This window comes from Methylobacterium sp. Leaf104, from assembly GCF_001422885.1.
In the GTDB taxonomy this organism is placed as follows: Bacteria; Pseudomonadota; Alphaproteobacteria; order Rhizobiales; family Beijerinckiaceae; genus Methylobacterium.
Window position 1 is genome coordinate 188,427 of the sequence record NZ_LMMZ01000012.1, and the last position, 17,971, is coordinate 206,397.

12 protein-coding genes and 1 tRNA gene are annotated in these 17,971 nt (G+C 72.6%); 7 read left to right on the forward strand and 6 right to left on the reverse strand.

Annotated features, from left to right (window positions below; all coding sequences use genetic code 11):
* Window positions 1-51 precede the first annotated feature (51 nt).
* Window positions 52-1,377, reverse strand: coding sequence for a hypothetical protein (locus tag ASF49_RS10300; protein ID WP_056471734.1), 1,326 nt, complete (start codon window positions 1,375-1,377; stop codon window positions 52-54).
* 327 nt (window positions 1,378-1,704) lie between these two features.
* Entirely contained in the window at window positions 1,705-2,859 is a 1,155-nt protein-coding gene (locus ASF49_RS10305) for a GGDEF domain-containing protein (RefSeq protein WP_056471737.1), read from the reverse strand.
* Window positions 2,860-3,060: 201 nt separating this feature from the next.
* Here ASF49_RS10305 and ASF49_RS10310 point away from each other — a divergent pair, with 201 nt between their 5' ends.
* From ASF49_RS10310 to ASF49_RS10320, 3 genes are all read left to right on the forward strand, one after another.
* Window positions 3,061-4,119, forward strand: coding sequence for a tyrosine recombinase XerC (locus ASF49_RS10310; protein WP_056471741.1), 1,059 nt, complete (start codon window positions 3,061-3,063; stop codon window positions 4,117-4,119).
* A 22-nt stretch (window positions 4,120-4,141) separates the two neighbouring features.
* Window positions 4,142-5,467: a leucine-rich repeat-containing protein kinase family protein gene (locus tag ASF49_RS10315; RefSeq protein ID WP_056471744.1), complete on the forward strand. Its 1,326-nt coding sequence runs from the start codon at window positions 4,142-4,144 to the stop codon at window positions 5,465-5,467.
* 133 nt (window positions 5,468-5,600) lie between these two features.
* On the forward strand, window positions 5,601-5,963 hold the full coding sequence (locus ASF49_RS10320) for a hypothetical protein (protein WP_056471747.1): 363 nt from the start codon (window positions 5,601-5,603) through the stop codon (window positions 5,961-5,963).
* A 120-nt stretch (window positions 5,964-6,083) separates the two neighbouring features.
* On the opposite strand, the gene ASF49_RS10325 is transcribed toward ASF49_RS10320, so the two are convergent.
* Window positions 6,084-6,854, reverse strand: coding sequence for an SDR family NAD(P)-dependent oxidoreductase (locus ASF49_RS10325; protein WP_056471750.1), 771 nt, complete (start codon window positions 6,852-6,854; stop codon window positions 6,084-6,086).
* A gap of 140 nt (window positions 6,855-6,994) precedes the next feature.
* On the reverse strand, window positions 6,995-8,626 hold the full coding sequence (locus ASF49_RS10330; protein ID WP_056471753.1) for an alpha-D-glucose phosphate-specific phosphoglucomutase: 1,632 nt from the start codon (window positions 8,624-8,626) through the stop codon (window positions 6,995-6,997).
* Window positions 8,627-8,899: 273 nt separating this feature from the next.
* Here ASF49_RS10330 and ASF49_RS23620 point away from each other — a divergent pair.
* The 4 genes from ASF49_RS23620 to ASF49_RS10345 all read left to right on the forward strand — a co-directional run bounded on the left by ASF49_RS23620 (window position 8,900) and on the right by ASF49_RS10345 (window position 15,626).
* Window positions 8,900-8,976 (forward strand) — tRNA-OTHER (locus tag ASF49_RS23620).
* A gap of 206 nt (window positions 8,977-9,182) precedes the next feature.
* Complete coding sequence (locus ASF49_RS10335) at window positions 9,183-10,676, forward strand: DUF2252 domain-containing protein (protein WP_056471756.1); 1,494 nt, start codon at window positions 9,183-9,185, stop codon at window positions 10,674-10,676.
* Window positions 10,677-10,784: 108 nt separating this feature from the next.
* Window positions 10,785-14,273: a helicase-related protein gene (locus ASF49_RS10340; protein WP_082511113.1), complete on the forward strand. Its 3,489-nt coding sequence runs from the start codon at window positions 10,785-10,787 to the stop codon at window positions 14,271-14,273.
* 126 nt (window positions 14,274-14,399) lie between these two features.
* Window positions 14,400-15,626 (forward strand): oxalate decarboxylase family bicupin, encoded by a 1,227-nt coding sequence (locus ASF49_RS10345; RefSeq protein ID WP_056472664.1) that lies wholly within the window; start codon window positions 14,400-14,402, stop codon window positions 15,624-15,626.
* A 6-nt stretch (window positions 15,627-15,632) separates the two neighbouring features.
* Here the strand turns inward: ASF49_RS10345 and ASF49_RS10350 are convergent, their stop codons facing one another.
* The gene (locus ASF49_RS10350) at window positions 15,633-16,613 is read right to left on the reverse strand and encodes a sulfonate ABC transporter substrate-binding protein (RefSeq protein WP_056471760.1); all 981 of its coding nucleotides are present in this window, start codon (window positions 16,611-16,613) and stop codon (window positions 15,633-15,635) included.
* Between the two features lie 168 nt (window positions 16,614-16,781).
* Window positions 16,782-17,945, reverse strand: coding sequence for an FMNH2-dependent alkanesulfonate monooxygenase (gene ssuD / locus ASF49_RS10355; RefSeq protein WP_056471762.1), 1,164 nt, complete (start codon window positions 17,943-17,945; stop codon window positions 16,782-16,784).
* Between the last annotated feature and the right edge of the window lie 26 nt (window positions 17,946-17,971).

The window sequence follows — 17,971 nt, forward strand, 5'->3', positions numbered from 1 at the left end:
CGCCGTGCTCAGGGCTGGAACCGGTCGTGGCCAGGCGCTTTGTGCAGCACCTCAAGACGCGTCGGCGACGAATTTGACGATGATCGGGTGATCCGTGAGCCATAGCTTCAGACGGTCGGTTTCATCCGCCGTCTCGATGGGGTCGGTCCCGAGCGTCGGGTCATAGATCCTCACCGATCTCACCTTGGATGGCATTCTGATCTCCACATCCTCTCCGCCGGACGTGCGCTCGCCCCAGACGACCAGGAAAAACGCGTTCGGCTTTCCCTGCAGGAGGAGATCATGGGTCGTACCGGACGCGTTTTCGATCCGATACCGGAACCGGCGCGGCGTCTTGATCGCTTCCTGGTCGGAGAGAATGGACGTGAAATTGTGTATGTAATGCGCGGCGAGCTTTGGACTGGAATCCGCATTGTAGACCCCCTGGTTTCCTGCCCCGCCCTCGCCATCCCTGAGCATGTATAGGAAGGTGTATTTCCAGCCTCGCTTGTATTGGGCAAGATAGGTGTTCAGGAGCACCGTTCCCTGGACCTTTTCCCCTCCGAAGTCCGAATGCGAGTCCCAGCCCGTTTCGGTCGTGACCTTCGGAACGTGAGGCAATTCCGCGCTGCCGTAGCCGCGATAGCCGTGTCCCCACAACGTGCCGTGGTTCCCGAAGAGACCATCCCAGCCTGCATTCATCAGCGGATCGGCGGCGTTCCAGGCCTGATTGTCGACGTATCGCTTCTGGGTCCCGGCGACGTAATTGTGGACATTCAGGTAATCGGCGAATCGCGTGCCCGCGGGAAAGACCGTCTCCGCGCCTTGCGGGATCTCCAGATACTGCAGGCCGAGATTCGGACTCTGAGCGCCGACCTCCGAAACATTGAAGACCGGATATTTCGCCAGCAGCGGGTCGCTCTTGACCGCATTGTAGAGATCCCTCTGGAAGCGCGCCACGGCCGTCCAATCCGCCGGCTTCCCGAACAGCCTTTGAAAGCCCCCGCCCGTCTCTCCCTTGTAGGTTATCGGGAAGTTGTTCGGCTCGTTCGGCCCCTCGACTGAGAGCAGCGCATCGTCGCGGGCGATGTATCGCAGGCTCTCGATCGTGACGCCCAGGTCCTTCGAGCTCGCAATGAGATTCGCTTTCACGCCGGTTTGTTTCTTCAGGTAGACGTAACCTTGCGGCTTGCCGAAATCGTCTCGAATGTTTCGCACGCCGAGATACTTCAAGGGCGCGACATAGGATTGCGCGTCGACGCCCTGCGCGTGATGGATGCAGATTCCGAGCGAGTTCAGAAAATCATCGGCCGGAATCGCGATGATTCCCGCCTGCGCGTCGGCCGGTTCGCCTGAATTCGCGATCGGGATATTCGCGAGTAAGAGATTCAGGGCCACGATCCCGATGATCGGGCCTTGTCTTCCGATGGAGCGGAACCTCGAGACGTCACAAGCACGCATGGTGGCTCCATTCGCGGGGAAGCGCCCGACGGGACTTCTCACCGAGTCTTCGCAGGCCCCTGGTCCCTCGGGCCGGTCCGGACGGCGGTATCGAACGCGGCGCTCGATCGCCCGGCGCTCGCTGATAAGTGTGTCACGCCGATGCCATGAGAAGGATCGGACACTCACCGGTCCTCGGAGTGCCGGAGCGGTCTCGTTGGACGGCGTGCCGGCACGGATCGCCGTGTCCGCTCGGCGCGGGCGCGGCGGGCCCGGAACGCGCCCCTAGGCCGCGGCGGCCCAGCCGCGGGGCGCTGCGGCCTCGATCCGGTTGCGGCCCAGGAGCTTCGCCCGGTAGAGCGCACCGTCGGCGCTCGCGAGCAGTTCGGCGAGGTCGCGGGCGTCCGGGGCGGCGAGGCCGATGCTGACCGTGGCGGGGATTCCGGGGCCGTCCGCCCGCGCGGCCGCGGCAGCGAACCGGCTCGCGATCGCGGTGCCGCGGCTCAGCGCCTGCTGGCGGTCGCATCCGGGCAGGAGCGCGGCGAATTCCTCGCCCCCCAGCCGGACCAGGAGCGCGTCGGGTCCCGCCCCGTCGCGGGCGGTCTCGGCGAACAGCTTCAGGATCGCGTCGCCGGCCGGATGGCCGTAGCGGTCGTTGATCGCCTTGAAGTGGTCGAGGTCGAAGGCGAGGAGCGAGACGGGGCGACCGGCGAGCATCCGGGCGCCCTGCGCGAAGAAGGCGTGACGGTTCGCGAGCCCCGTCAGCTGGTCGGTGTGCGACAGGCGCAGGAGGTGCCGCTTCTCCTCCTCGCGGACCAGGGCCAGGAAGGACATCGGCATCGCCACCGAGTAGAGGACCGCCTCGTACATCGTCGCCTTCGCGACGACGGCGAGCATGTCCGGCCCGTAGCGCTGCACCAGGAGGGGGGCGACGAAGGCCCGGCCGAGGTAGAACACGGCGTGGACGGCCGAGATCGCCGCCGCGACCGGCCGGGACCGCAGGCCCCGCACCGTGCGGCTGCGCAGGAGAATCCAGGCCGTCAGCCCGCAGGCCAGCGCGATGGGCAGGGCCGAGACGTGGTTCCAGAAGGCGGTCGGGAACTGCGTGCCGGCGACCGCCCAGACGAGGGCCAGGACGCCCAGCGCCGCGACGGATGCCCGGACATGCCGCCGGCCGTCGAAACCCGCCGCGGCGTTGAGGACCAGGAGGTAGCCCGTCACCATCAGGAGGTTGGTCGCCCCCATGCCGAGGGCGACGGGGAAGCGGCTGCGGTTCATCGCGACGAGGCAGCCGAGGACGAAGGCGAAGAGCCCCGCGGCCAGGATTCCGAGGAGCCCGGCGCGCGCCGGATGGGCCTGCCGTTCCCAGAGCAGCAGCGAAGCCGACACCAGCAGCGTCCCGACCGTCAAGTACCAGAGGGTTTGGAGATCGATCTGCATAGCTCTGCCTGTCTCGGAGCAGAGCTTACCGGCCGGCGGTTGCAAGATCTCCTACGGTTCCATCCGAGTCGTCGACATGGTTGGCGCGACGTTAAGCGCCTCGTCCGCCCGTCCTCGTCCCGAAGCCGACGGGCCGGCCGGGGTCCGGAGCGGCGCGCCACGGCAACGGAGCGTCAACGCCTCTCGGGCTTCAGTGGCGGGATGGCATCCTCCGCACACGGCCCGTCCCCGCTGCCCGCCGACGCCCTGGCCTTTCCGGGGGATGCGGCCCTGCGCGCCGAGGCCCTGGCCTGGCAGGACGAGCTCGCGCGGGAGCGGCGCCTCTCGCCCAACACCGTCGAGGCCTATGCCCGGGACCTGCGCCAGTTCCTGGCCCATCGCGCCGGGCGGCACGGCCCCCCCGGCATCGCCGCTCTCGTCGCCCTCAAGCCCCGGGACGTGCGCGCCTTCATGGCCGCGCGCCGGGCGGAGGGGGTCGGCGGGCGCTCGCTGATGCGGGCCCTGGCGGGCCTGCGCTCCTTCGCCCGCCACCTCGAGCGCCAGGGCCACGGCACCGTGGCGGCGCTGGGCGCCGTGCGCTCGCCCAAGGTGGAGCGGCGCCTGCCGCGCCCGATCCCCGTCGCCGCCGCCCGGGCGATGACCGGGCCGGATTTGCGGGCCGGCGAGACCCGCGAGCCCTGGATCCTGGCCCGCGACGCGGCCGTGCTGGCCCTGCTCTACGGCTCCGGCCTGCGCATCTCGGAAGCCCTCGGGCTCACCGCCCGGGACGCACCGGTGCCGGGGGTCGATGCCGTCACGGTGCTCGGCAAGGGCGGCAAGATGCGGATGGTCCCGGTGCTGCCCGTGGTGGCGGCGGCGGTGGCGGCGTACCGCGCGGCCTGTCCCTACGACCTGGCGCCGGACGGCCCGCTCTTCGTCGGCGCCAAGGGCGGCCCGCTCTCGCCGCGCGTCATCCAGTACGCGGTGGCGGCGATGCGGGGCGGCCTCGGCCTGCCCGAGAGCGCCACGCCCCACGCCCTGCGCCACTCCTTCGCCACCCACCTCCTGGCGCGCCGGGGCGAGTTGCGGGCGATCCAGGAGCTGCTCGGCCACGCCTCGCTCTCCACGACGCAGCTCTACACCAAGATCGACGCCGCCCGCCTGATGGAGGCCTTCGACGCCGCCCATCCGCGCGCCGGCACCGGCCCCGCCCGGGCGGCGGTCCTGCGCGAGAAAAGCCGTGCGCCCGGTCCCCCGCCCGCGCTAGGACCGGCGGCATGACCCGCCTCCCCGCCGCCCCGCGATGACCCGAGACCTGCTGGCCGCCCTGCGCCGGGGCGACTGCGCCGGCGCCCGGGCGCTGCGCTTTCCCCCCGGCCTCGCCGAGTTCCCGCGCGAGATCCTCGGGCTCGCCGACACCCTCGAACTCCTGGACCTGAGCGGCAGCCACCTCGATGCGCTGCCCGCGGATTTCGGGCGCCTGCGACACCTGCGCGTGCTGTTCTGCTCGGGCAGCCGCTTCACCCGCCTGCCGCCAGTGCTGGGGGAGTGCCCGTCCCTGAGTCAGGTCGGCTTCCGCGGCACCGGGCTCGTGGAGGTGCCGGGCGAGGCCCTGCCCCCCGCCCTGCGCTGGCTCACGCTCACGGACAACCGCATCGCGACCCTGCCCGACGCCCTCGGGGCGCGCCCGCACCTGCAGAAGCTCATGCTCTCGGGCAATGCCCTGGCGGCCTTGCCCGAGAGCCTGGCGGGGGCGCCGAACCTCGAACTGGTGCGCCTGGCCGCCAACCGCCTGGAGGCGCTGCCGGCCTGGCTGACCAGCCTGCCGGCCCTGGCCTGGACCTCCTTCGCCGGCAATCCCCTCGACGACGCGCCCGGCCCCCTCGACGTGCCGGGCGTCCCCTGGGGCGATCTCGAACCCGGCGACCTCCTGGGCGAGGGCGCCTCGGGGCGCGTGCACAGGGCGCTCTGGCGCCGCGGCGGGGCCGCGGCCGAGGCAGTCGCCCTGAAGCTGTTCAAGGGCGCCATGACCAGCGACGGCCTGCCCGAGCGCGAGATGGCCGCCTGCCTCGCGGCGGGGGCGCACCCGCACCTCACCGGCGCCCTCGGGCGCGTCGTCGATCACCCGGAGGGCACGGAGGGGCTGCTGATGCCGCTGCTGCCGGCGGATTGGCGGGTGCTGGCCGGCCCGCCGAGCCTGGAGAGCTGCAGCCGGGACGTCTACGCGCCCGGCCTCGCCCTGGCGCCCGCGACGGCCCTGCGCATCGCCCGCGGCGCCGCGGAGGCCTGCGCCCATCTCCACGCCCGCGGCCTCCTGCACGGCGACCTCTACGGCCACAACATCCTGTGGGACGGCACGGACGGGCGGGCCGTCGTCAGCGATTTCGGCGCCGCCTCGATCCTGCCCGAGGGCGCGGCCGGCGCGGCCCTGCGCCGGGTCGAGGTGCGGGCCTGGGGGCTGCTGCTGGGCGAACTCCTCGACCTCGCGGGCCTCGGTTCCGGCCCCTGGCGCGACCTGGAGCGGGCCTGCACCGTGCCGCGGATCGACGCGCGCCCGGATTTCCCGGACCTCCTCGCCCGCCTCCCGACGATCGAGGCGTCGCGCACGCGCGGTGCCCCCGACGACTGATGCACGCAAAGCACAGCCGCTGGGCGTCGTCGGCATTCGATCCGCCGAAACCCCGCCCGCGCCCGGTGCGGCCCCGATTTCGTCACGGTGGACCGCCAGGGACCACGGCCGGAATCAAGGGGTTACGGGTACCATGAAGGCATTCACCTCCGCACTGCTGCTTATCGGCGTCCTCGCGGCGCCGCAGGCGGCAATGGCCGCGAGCAAGACCACCGTGGGCGTCGGCACCGGCGCGGTGGCGGGCGCCCTGGTCGGCGGCCCGGTGGGCGCGGTCGTGGGCGGCATCGTCGGCGGCTATATCGGCGCCACCTCCGAGAGCCCGCGCCCGCGCCGCCGCCGGGTCCGCGCCGCCCGGCGGGCCGCGGTCGCGCCGCGCAAGCTGCGGGTGGCCGAGGAGCGCGCGGCACCGGTCCGCCCGGCCGCCCCGGTCGCCACCGGCAGTCTCGCCCCGGTCACCACGGCCCCCGCCGCGACCTCCTGGCGGAACCCGCGCTAGGAAGCGGCCCGCGCCGCCGGGGCCCCCGTCGGTCACGGGACCCGTTGCGCCGGAAGCCCACGACGGCTTCCCCCGAGCGAACGGCCGGACCGGGGCGCCGGTCCTCCCGCGCCTGGTGCCTCAGGCGCCGCCCCACTGCATGGTCAGGCCGCCATCGACCACCAGGGTGTGGCCGGTGACGTAGTCGGCATCGTCCGAGGCGAGGTAGAGGATCGCCTTGGCGATCTCGTCGGGCTGGCCGGCCCGGTGCCAGGGAATGCGCTCGAGGGACTGGGCGAGCTTGTCCGGGTTCTCGAAGCGGTCGCGGGTCATCGGCGTCTCGATCAGGCCGGGCGCCACGTTGTTGACGTTGATCCGGTCCTCGGCGAGCTCCCGCGCCAGGCTGCGGCAGAGGGAGCCGACGCCCGCCTTCGACATGCCGTAGGGGGCGCTCTCCGGGGTCGGCAGGTGCTGGGCCACCGAGGAGACGATGACGATCTTGCCGCGCCCGCCCTGGGCCCGGCGGACCTTGATGAAGGCCCTGGCGCAGAAGACCGGGGCCATCAGGTTGACGCGCAGGATCTGCTCGAGCTTGCCGTCGTCCATCTCGGCCACCGGCATGCCGCTCATGGCCTGGCCGGCATTGTTCACCAGGATGTCGAGGACGCCGAGTTCCCGGGCCACCTGCGCGAAGGTCGCCTCCACCGAGGCCGGGTCGCCGACATCGTTCTGGATCACGAGGCAGCGGCGGCCGGCCGCCTCGACCCGGCGGGCGGTCTCGCGGGCGCCGTCCGCGTCGGTGTTGTAGGTGATGGCGACGTCGGCGCCCTGGCGGGCGAACAGCTCGGCCGTCGCCTGCCCGATCCCGGAATCCGCGCCCGTGATCAGCGCGTGCCTGCCTTGCAGCGTCATGTCGGCCCGTCTCCTCGCACCGTTTCGATCGATGCGGGGACAAGGCACCGGCGCCCGGCCCTGTTCCGGACCGCGACGCCGGATCACGGACGCCGGATCACGGGCGCCGGATCACGGGCGCCGGTGCGCCCCCTCGCGCCTCAGGTGACGACGCTCGGCTCGGAGCGGCCGGTGAGCGCGGCGATGTCGGCGAGTGCGTTGGCCACCGCCACCACCGGGGCCAGCACCTCCGCCACCGGCAGTTCGAGCCGGTCGGGGGCGGATTCGTAGCGCTCGACATAGACCCGCAGGGTCGCGCCCGCCGTGCCGGTGCCGGAGAGTCGGTAGACCACCCGGGCATCCTCCGCGAAGGTGACGCGCACGCCCTGCTGCTCGGTGACGGAGCCGTCGACGGGATCGACGTAGCGGAAGTCGTCCGCCGCCGCGACGGTGAGGTCGCCGAGCCTCCGGCCCGGCAGGCCGGCGAGCTTGGCGCGCAGGCCCTCCATCAGGCGCTTGGCGGCCTCCGAATCGATCTCCTCGTAATCGTGCCGGGTGTAGTAGTCGCGCCCGAACCGGGTCCAGTGGTCCCGCACCACGGCGTCGGCCGGCTTGCCCGTGACCGCCAGGATGTTGAGCCAGATCAGCACGGCCCAGAGCCCGTCCTTCTCGCGGACGTGGTTCGAGCCGGTGCCGGCGCTCTCCTCGCCGCAGAGGGTGATCAGGCCGGCATCGAGCAGGTTGCCGAAGAACTTCCAGCCGGTGGGGGTCTCGTAGGCCGCGATGCCCAGCGACGCCGCCACCCGGTCGAGCGCCCGGCTCGTCGGCATGGAGCGGGCGACGCCCGCCAGCCCCTCGGCATAGCCGGGGGCGAGGTGGGCATGGGCCGCCAGGATCGCCAGGCTGTCGCTCGGGGTCACGAACAGGCCGGGCGCCACGATCATGTTGCGGTCGCCGTCGCCGTCCGAGGCCGCGCCGAGATTCGGCGCCTGGGGGCTCAGCATCAGCGCGTAGAGGTCGTGGGCGTGGACGGGGTTCGGGTCCGGATGGTGACCGCCGAAATCCTCCCGCGGCGTGCCGTTGAGGACGGTGCCGGGCTCGGCCCCGAACACGCCCTCCAGGATGGCGTGGGCATAGGGACCGGTGACCGCGCTCATGGCGTCGAAGCGCATGCGGAAGCCGCTCGCGAACAGGCGGGTGATCGCGTCGAAGTCGATGAGCTCGCGCATCAGCGCGAGGTAGTCGGCCACCGGGTCGATGACCGCGACGGTCATGTCGCCGAGCCGGGTCTCGCCGATCGTGTCGAGGTCGAGGTCGGGACCCTCGACGATCCGGTATTCGGTCAGGGCCCGGGTGCGCGCGTAGATCGCCGCCGTGACGGTCTCGGGGGCCGGGCCGCCATTGGCGGTGTTGAACTTGATGCCGAAATCGCCCTCCGGCCCGCCCGGGTTGTGGCTCGCCGACAGGATGACGCCGCCGATGGCGCCGTGCTTGCGGATGACGCAGGAGGCGGCCGGGGTCGAGAGCAGGCCGCCCCGGCCCACCAGCACGCGGGCGAAGCCGTTGGCGGCGGCGATCTTCAGGGTGGTCTGCACCACCTGGCGGTTCAGGAAGCGCCCGTCGCCGCCGAGCACCAGGGTCGTGCCCGCCCGGTCGGGGATGCAGTCGACGATCGCCTGGACGAAGTTCTCGACGTAGCGCGCCTGCTGGAAGACCGGCACCTTCTTGCGCAGGCCGGACGTGCCCGGCTTCTGGTCGTCATAGGGCGTCGTCGGGACGGACGTTACGGACATCGGTCGAGCACTCCTGAATCGCCGCGCTCAAGAACGCGGTTTGTCCGCGCGGGTCAATCGGCGACGGCCCGCAGGAATGGCCGGCGAGGCACCGGCAGGGATCAGGCCGCCGCGGCCGGGGGCCGGGAGAAGCATCGCGCCGACGGGCATCGGGATCGTCCAGAATAGCGGCGCGGCATGGACCGAATTGATCTTCATGCTTCGCTAACGGATTCATCGCATCCAAGATGTCGTCCGCTTGATCCATCGAAAGATCCATGCTTGTTGGTCTTCGGCCAGGTGGGTGAGTGTAGAGCCAGGATCCCCGCAAGGATTCGCACGTCCGGTTCAAATCCGGACCCCGGCCTCCACCCTGCAAGGCTTCCGATCTTCGACGTGATCGAACGGTCGACCGGATCGTTGCAGGACGGCGCAACGTCCGCTCGCACGAAAGCTCCGGCGACGGGTGCGCACGACTTTTGGCCGGGATGAAGGCCGGTGCTGAGACGTGTTGCCCCGGGAACGATCGCAAACGGTCAAGATTTGTCCTTCACGAATTCGCGTGTGAGGACCGTGCATGGAATGCCCCCAGGATGTCAGCCTTCGCGCCGACGGATCGAGCGCGACCGAGATCCAGCAGGAGGCCGAGGACATCCTGCTGGCGCCCCTGGCCGACATCCCCCGCATCAACCTGCGCGAGGCGGGCGAGCCCTGGGACACGCGCCGGCACGCCGGCAAGGCCCTGCGCGCGGTCGTGCCCCACGCCGCCCACGCCGCCTGGACGCCGCCCGGCAACCGGCCGGACCCGGTCTCCCTGATCGAGGCGGCGCATCGCGGACGCCAGGAGCGGCTGATTCCCCTGCGGGTCGCCCGCATGGCGAGCTCGCCCTTCGCCTTCCTGCGGGGGGCCGCGCACGTCATGGCCTGGGACCTCGCCCACACCCCGCGCAGCGGCATCGCGGTCGTGATGAACGGTGACGCGCACCTGGCCAATTTCGGCCTGTTCGGCACGCCCCAGCGCGACATCGTCCTCGACCTCAACGACTTCGACGAGGTCACGATCGGCCCCTGGGAATGGGACCTGAAGCGGCTCGTGGCCAGCATCGAGGTGGCGGCGCGCACCGACGGGGTCGGCAAGGCCGAGCGCCGCGAAGCCACCCGCGCGGCGGTGGCGGGCTACCAGCACACCATGACCGAGCTGGCGCCGCAGGGACCCCTCGATGTCTGGCACCAGGCGGCCCGGGCCGACCAGCTCGACTTCGCCGGCCTCACCATCGACGCCCATTCCGAGGCCGTCATCGCCAAGGCGGTGGAGAAGGCGCGCAGGAAGCACAACAAGAGCCTGCTCGCCCGGGTCGGCGAGCGCCGCACCGACGGCGGCTGGCGCTTCAAGGAGGAGCCCCCGATCCTCACCGGCGTCGACGCGGAGACCCGCGAGGCGGTGATCGGCGGCCTGGAGCACTATGCCGAGACCCTGCCGCGCGAGCGCCGGTTCATGCTCAGCCGCTACCACGTGGTGGACGTCGCCCACCGGGTCGTCGGGGTCGGCAGCGTCGGCACCCGCGCCTACGTCGCCCTCCTGTGCGGGAATTCCGACCAGGACGTGCTCTTCCTCCAGGTCAAGGAGGCGGTGACGCCGGCCCACGCCCCCTACCTCGCCGGCATGCCCGACGCCTACGGCGACCACGAGGGCGAGCGGGTGATCTACGGCCAGCGCCTGCTCCAGGCGGTGGGCGACCCGCTGCTGGGCTGGACCACCATCGACGACCGGCCGTTCTACGTGCGCCAGATGAAGAACATGAAGGGCGACATCCCCGTGGCCGGGCTCACGGGGCAGCCGCTGATCACCTTCTCCTGGGCCTACGGCGCCCTGCTGGCCCGGGCGCACGCCCGCACGGGGGACGCGGCCGCCATCGCGGGCTATTGCGGCCGCGACCGGCACTGCGACCTGCGCGAGGCCCTGGCGGACTGGGCCTTCGCCTACGGCGACCAGAACGAGGCCGACTTCGCCGCCTTCCAGGCCGCCATCGCGCAAGGCCGGCTGGAGGCGGCGCCCGACCCGGAGATGTGATCCACAGGCCTGCGACAAACTGGGGACGGACGGCGAAAGCGCGGAGCCGGGGGCCCGCCGGCCGCGTTTCCCGAGTCCCATCCTCGAGCCGGGCAGCGCACACCCCATATGGCAAAACGCAGGACCGCGTCGTCTCCCGCTTCGACCGCGACGGCCAAGGAGCCGGCCAAGGGGCCGACCAAGGCAAAAGCGACGGCCAAGGCCAGGCCTTCCGCCAAGGCAAAACCTTCCGCCAAGGCAAAGGCGACGGCCGGGGCCAAGCCTGCCGCCGAGGCCAAGCCTGCCGCCGAGGCCAATCCGACGGCCGCCGCCCCGGAGACCGTCGCGCCGCTCGTGCCCACCGGCGCCCTGGCGGTCGCCCTCCTCGACCTGACCCGGACCGGCAGGCCCCTGGTCCACATGGCCCGCGAGAGCCACCGGCTCGACCGCATCGCGAAGATCCTGCGGGCGCTGTCGCCGGAGCGCAGCGTCGCGATCTACCCGGAATGGGACTGCCTGCCCTACGACCGCGCCTCGCCCTCGCGCGGGGTGATGGGCGCGCGCACCGGCGTGCTGCGCTGGCTCACCGACACGGCCGCCCTGCCCGACATCGTCCTCACCACCGCCCCGGCCCTGATCCAGCGCGTGCCCCCGGCCGAGACCTGGGCGCAGGCGCGCCTGGAGCTGCGGGTCGGCGACGCCCTCGATCCCGCCGCAATCTCCGCCTTCCTGCAGCGCCTCGGCTACATCCTCGACGACCGGGTCGACGAGCCCGGCGAGGTCGCGGTCTGGGGCCGCACCGTGGACGTCTTCCCGGCCGCCGCCGACCGGCCCTGCCGCATCGAGTACGAGGCGGGCCGGGTCACCGCGATCCGCTCCTACGACCCGGTCTCGCAGCGCTCGCTGGCCGATGCCGACGTGCTGGTGATCGACCCCGCCACCGAGATCGTCCTGCCCGAGGGCTCGGAGAGCCGGCTCGTGCCCTTCACCGGCCAGGAACACGGCCTCGCCCGGTACTACCCGTCCCTCGTCACCGTCCTCGATCAGGTGCCCGAGGCGCGCCTCGTCGTCGAGGACGGGGCGGAGGAGCGGGCGCAGGCCTTCTTCGAGCAGATCGCGGACGGCCGCGAGGCCGCGGCCCGGTCCCGGCGCGGCGGGGCCGACGATGGCGGCCTCTACCTCGGCCCCGAGGACTGGGCCGCCCAGCTCGCGGCGCGCCGGGTCGCGGAGGCCCAGGCGGACGAGGCCCGGGACCTCACCATGCCGGTCTTCGTGCGCAGGGCCCGGCCGAACACGGCCCTGGCCGAGACCCTGCGCGAGCGCCTGACGGCGGGCGACCGCATCCTCCTCACGGGGCCGGCCGAGCCGCTGGCGCGGCTGGTCCGCATCGCCGAGCGGGCGCTGGGACGCAAGGCCCGGCCGGTGCGGGCCTGGGCCGAGGCCGTCGCGGCGAAGCCCGGGGCGCTCCTCACCCTGGAGGCCCCGATCGAGGCGGGCTTCCGGGTGCCCGGCGCGGGGATGGCGGTGATCGCCGCCGCCGACCTCTTCGGCGGGCACGCCGCCACCGTCACGGCCGGAGGCCCGAGCGCCATCCTGCCCATCGGCGAGGTCGAGCTGCGCATCGGCGACGTCGCCGTCGACCGCGACAACGGGCTCTGCGTGTTCGAGGGCCTGGAGGCGGTGAGCACCGGCGACGGCGGGAGCGAGGACGCCCTGCGCCTGCGCTTCGCGGGCGACGGCATCCTGATGGTGCCGGTCTCGCAGGCCGACCGGATCTGGCGCTACGGCTCCGAGGTCGAGGCCGTGACCCTCGACAAGCTGGAGGGCGGGAGCTGGGGGCGCCGCCGGCTCGAGGCGGAGGCCTGCATGGCCCGGGCCGCCCGGGTGATGCTGGCCGATGCCGAGAAGCGCCGGGCGGTCCGGGCGCCGGTGCTGGTGCCGCCCGACCGCGAAATGGAACGCTTCGCCGCCGGCTTCGGCTTCGCGCTGACCGCCGACCAGGCGAGCGCCGTCACCGGCGTGATGGCGGACCTGGCCTCGGGCCGCCCGATGGACCGCCTCGTCTGCGGCGATGTCGGCTTCGGCAAGACCGAGGTGGCCCTGCGCGCCGCCGCCGCGGCCGTGTTCGCCGGAAAGCAGGTGGCGATCGTGGCCCCGACCACGGTGCTGGCGCGCCAGCACGTGCAGACCTTCACCCGGCGCTTCGCCCGCTTCGGCATCGAGGTCGCCCACCTCTCCCGCCTCGTCTCGGCCCCCGAGGCCAAGCGGGTGAAGGCGGGGCTGGCCGACGGCGCGATCCGCCTCGTGGTCGGCACCCACTGCCTCGCGGCCAAGGGCGTCGCCTTCGCGGATCTCGGCCTGATGGTCGTCGACGAGGAGCAGCGCTTCGGCACCAGGATCAAGCAGGGGCTGCGGGAGGCGGCGGGCGACGGCCACGTGCTCACGCTGACCGCGACCCCGATTCCCCGCACGCTGCAGAGCGCGCTGGTCGGGCTCCAGAGCCTCAGCGTCATCGCCACGCCGCCCTCCGTGCGCCAGCCGATCCGCACCGTGATCGCGCCCTTCGAGGACGAGACGATGCGCGACGCCCTCACGCGCGAGCACCGGCGGGGCGGCCAGAGCTTCGTCGTCTGCCCGCGCATCGAGGACATCGCCCCGATGGCGGCCCGCCTCGCCAGGCTGGTGCCGGACCTGCAGACCCGGGTGGCCCATGGCGACCTCAACGCCGCCGAGATGGACGACGTGATGGTGCGCTTCGCCGACGGCGAGGGCGACGTGCTGCTCGCCACCAGCATCATCGAGAGCGGGCTCGACGTGCCGCGCGCCAACACCATGCTGGTCTGGGATGCCGAGCGCTTCGGCCTGTCGCAGCTGCACCAGCTGCGCGGCCGGGTCGGGCGCGGCCAGCGCCGCGGCGTGGTCTACCTCCTCAGCCGCCCCGACCGCCCGCTGACGCCCGCCACCGAGAAGCGCCTGCGGACGCTGGAGGCCCTCGACCGCCTCGGCGCGGGCTTCGCCATCAGCGCCCGGGATCTCGATCTGCGCGGGGCGGGCGACCTCGTGGGCGAGAACCAGGCCGGCCACGTCAAGCTCATCGGCCTCGGGCTCTACCAGCACCTGCTGCACCTGGCGCTGCGCGCCGCCAAGGGCGAGCCCGCCGAGGACTGGAACCCGGAGATCCGCCTCGGCCTCTCCGGCGCGGTGCCGGCCGACTACGTGCCCGAGCCGGAGGTGCGGCTCAGCCTCTACACCCGCACCCTGCGCCTCGCGAACCCGGAAGAGGTCGAGGCCCTGCGCAGCGAGGTGGTCGACCGCTTCGGCCCGCCGCCCGCCCCCTTCGAGGACCTGATCGCGCTCGCCCGCCTCCGGGTCGGCTGCCTGGCGCTGGGCATCCACCGCCTCAGCGGCGGGCCGCAGGGTCTGGCCGCCGACCTGCGGCCGAACGCGCCGCCGCTGCAGGTGCCCGTCCACGCCCACATCGTGCGCAAGGACAACCGGGTGCTGCTGCGCCAGGGCAGCGCGGACCCGGCGACGCGCGGGCGCTTGGCGGCCGCCTTCCTGGAGCGCCTGCGAGCGCAGGGCGAGCGCCCGGCCGCTCCGGCCGAGATGGCGGCCTGACGGGCGGCCGCACGAGGCCGTGAGGCACGGAACGGCCTCGGCCGGGGCCGATTGACCGGAGGCGAGGGGGCGCCCAGCGGCGTCCCCGGATGCCACACGTGACCCGATGCCCGAGACCCGATGCCCATGACGGACCTGTCCCGCCGAAGCCTCCTGGCCGCCACCGCCGCCGGGGGATCCCTCCTCACCGTCGCCGGGGCGAACGCTCAGCCCACGGCCCAGAGCCCGATCCGGGGCAAGGACGGCGCCGCGATCCTGGGTCCGCGCAACCCGGCCCGGGAGGCCGAGGACCCCTTCACCCTCCGCCCGCCCCGGACCGACCACGGCACGATGCCGAACCTGAAATGGTCCTTCGCCGACAGCCACATGCGCCTCGAGGAGGGCGGCTGGGCCCGGCAGACGACGATCCGGGAACTGCCCGTGTCGACGGCGATGGCGGGCGTGAACATGCGGCTCGGCGCCGGCGTGGTGCGCGAGATGCATTGGCACAAGGAGGCCGAGTGGGCCTACATGCTGAAGGGCAAGGCCCGGATCACCGCGGTGGATGCGCAGGGGCGGACCTTCGCGGACGATGTCGGCGCGGGCGACCTCTGGTACTTTCCCTCGGGCATCCCGCATTCGATCCAGGGCCTGTCGGCCGACGGCGTCGACGGCTGCGAGTTCCTGCTGGTCTTCGACGATGGCGGGTTCTCGGAGGATTCCACCTTCCTCCTGACCGACTGGCTGGCGCATACGCCGAGAGACATCCTGGCCAAGAATTTCGGCCTGCCGGAGAGCGCCTTCGCGGGCGTGCCGGAGAAGGAGCTCTACATCTTCCCGGGGCCGACGCCCGGCCCCCTCGACGCGGACCGGATGGGCGGCGCCGGCCCGGTGCCCGAACCCTTCAGCCACCGGATGCTGGCCCAGGCGCCCCTCAGCCTGCCGGGCGGGACCGTGCGCATCACCGATTCCTCGGTGTTCAAGGCCTCGAAGACCATCGCGGCCGCCCTGGTGGAGCTGGAGCCCGGGGGATTGCGCGAGCTGCACTGGCACCCGAACGGCGACGAGTGGCAGTTCTACATCGCGGGCCAGGGCCGCATGACGGTGTTCGGCTCGGAATCGAAGGCCCGCACCTTCGACTACCAGGCCGGCGACGTCGGCTACGTGCCCTTCGCCATGGGCCACTACATCGAGAACACCGGCACGACGCCCCTGACCTTCCTGGAGATGTTCCGCAGCCCGACCTACGCCGACATCTCCCTGCGCCAGTGGCTCGCCCTCACCCCGCACGCCCTGGTGGCGGCGCATACCCGCCTGAGCCCGGCCGACCTCGACCGCCTGCCGGGGGTGAAGGCGCCGGTGCTGCCGGGCTGAGCCGCCTCAGCTCCCGGGCTTCCTCACTGCCGAGGCCACGTCCACGGGCTTCGGCAGCAGGCCGAGGCGGTGGAAGGTGTCGGCGACCTTCTGCTGGTCGGCGGTGGTCTCGGCATTCAGGGGCGTGACCCCGTAGGTGAGGCGGCGCAGGGCCACCGTGAGGATCGGCGCCGGGATGCCGACGGAGGGGCTGAGTTCGGCCGCCACCGCGTCGGTGTTGTCCTTGGCCCAGGCGTCGATCTCGCCGATCGCCGCGAGCGTCGCGTCGAGGGCCGGGCCGTTGGCCGCCGTGAAGGCGCGGGTCGAGAGGTAGAACTGGCGGTTGGGCACGAGGTCGGTGCCGTCGACGAGGATGCGGCCGCCGGTGCTGCGCTCGCCCGAGGCGAGGTAGGGGTCCCAGATCGCCCAGGCATCGACGGCCCCCCGCGCGAAGGCGGCGGCCCCGTCGGCCGGCGCCAGGAAGGTCGGGGTCACCGCCTCGTAGGGCACGCCCGCCTGCTCCAGGGCCCGGACCAGGAAGTAGTGGACGTTGGAGCCCTTGTTGAGGGCGATCTTCCTGCCGCGCAGGTCCGCGACCGTCCGGATCGGGCTGTCCTTGGCCACCAGGATCGCCTCGCCCTTCGGCGCGGCCGGCTCGTGGCCGACATAGAGCAGGTCCGGGTTGGCGGCCTGGGCGAAGATCGGCGGCGCCTCGCCGGCCGAGCCGAGATCGACGGCGCCGGCGTTCAGCGCCTCCATCAGGGGCGGCCCCGAGGGGAACTCGGCCCAGGTGACGCGGTAGCCGAGCGGCTTCAGGCGCTGCTCCAAGAGGCCCTTGCCCTTGAGGAGGACCAGGGTGCCGTATTTCTGGTAGCCGATCCGGATCACCTTCTCGTCCGCGCGGGCGTGCAGGGCACCGAAGGTCAGGAGCGCCAGGGCGGTGAGGAGGATCCAGGCGCGGCGGGTGCCGTCGGAGCGGAGTGCGTGGGCGCGGATGGCGGCGGGCATGGGGGGATTCCTCGTCGCGGCATGACCCTCCTCCCCCTTGCGGGGAGAGTCGGAGTGGGGTGGTTGGGTGAGCCTCGCGGGGCGGAAGCCGGCGGCGGCGCCCCTACCCTCAGTCCCTCCCCGCAAGGGGGGAGGGAAGCTGCCTTCTCCTGCGAGGAGCGTGCTCGCTCAATGCGCCGCGATGCGGCGGCTGGGCACGATGTCGTTGGCGATGACCTCGCCGAACGGACCGTTGTTGCGGGCGCCCGTGGGCGCGACGCCGGTGGTGGCGCGCAGGGGCAGCTTGGGGAAGACCAGCTCGGCGAAGCGGTAGGCCTCCTCCAGGTGCGGATACCCTGAGAGGATGAAGCGGTCGATGCCGAGGTCGATGTACTCCTTCATCCGGTCGGCCACCTGATCGGCCGAGCCGACGAGGGCGGTGCCGGCGCCGCCGCGCACGAGGCCGACGCCGGCCCAGAGGTTCGGCGAGACCTCGAGCTTGGTGCGGTCGCCCCCGTGCAGGGCCATCATGCGGCTCTGGCCGACGGAATCCTGGCGCTTCAGCGTCGCCTGGGCCTTGGCGATGGTCGCGTCGTCGAGGCGCGAGATCAGGTTCTCGGCGGCCGCCCAGGCCTCCCCTTCCGTCTCGCGCACGATGACGTGCAGGCGGATGCCGTAGGAGAACGTCTTGCCCTTGCGGTCGGCGGCTTCGCGGGCCTTGGCGATCTTCTCGGCGACGCCGGCCGGGGGCTCGCCCCAGGTCAGGTAGACCTCGCAATGCTCGGCCGCGACCTCGATGCCGGCCGGCGAGGAGCCGCCGAAATACAGCGGCGGATAGGGCGCCTGCACGGGGGGGAAGATCACCCGGCCCTCCTCCACCTTGAGGTGCTTGCCCTCGTAGGACACCGTCTCGCCCGACATCAGCCCGCGCCAGATGTGCAGGAACTCGTCCGTCACGACGTAGCGCTCGTCGTGGTCGAGGAAGACGCCGTCGCCGCGCAGCTCGACGGGGTCGCCGCCCGTGACGACGTTGATGAGCAGGCGCCCGTCCGAGATCCGGTCGAGGGTCGCGGCCATGCGGGCGGCCATGGACGGCTCCTGCAGGCCGGGGCGCACGGCGACGAGGAAGCGCAGGCGCTTCGTCAGGGGCGCCAGGGCCGAGGCCACCACCCAGGAATCCTCGCAGGAGCGGCCGGTGGGCAGGAGCACGCCGTAATAGCCGAGCTCGTCCGCGGCCTGGGCGATCTGGCGGAGATACGAGATCGAGACGTCGCGGGCGCCTTCCTGGGCGCCGAGGTAGCGGCCGTCGCCGTGGGTCGGGAGGAACCAGAGAACGTCGGTCTGTCCGGTCATGGGAAAACTCTCTCGGGGCTGGGCGC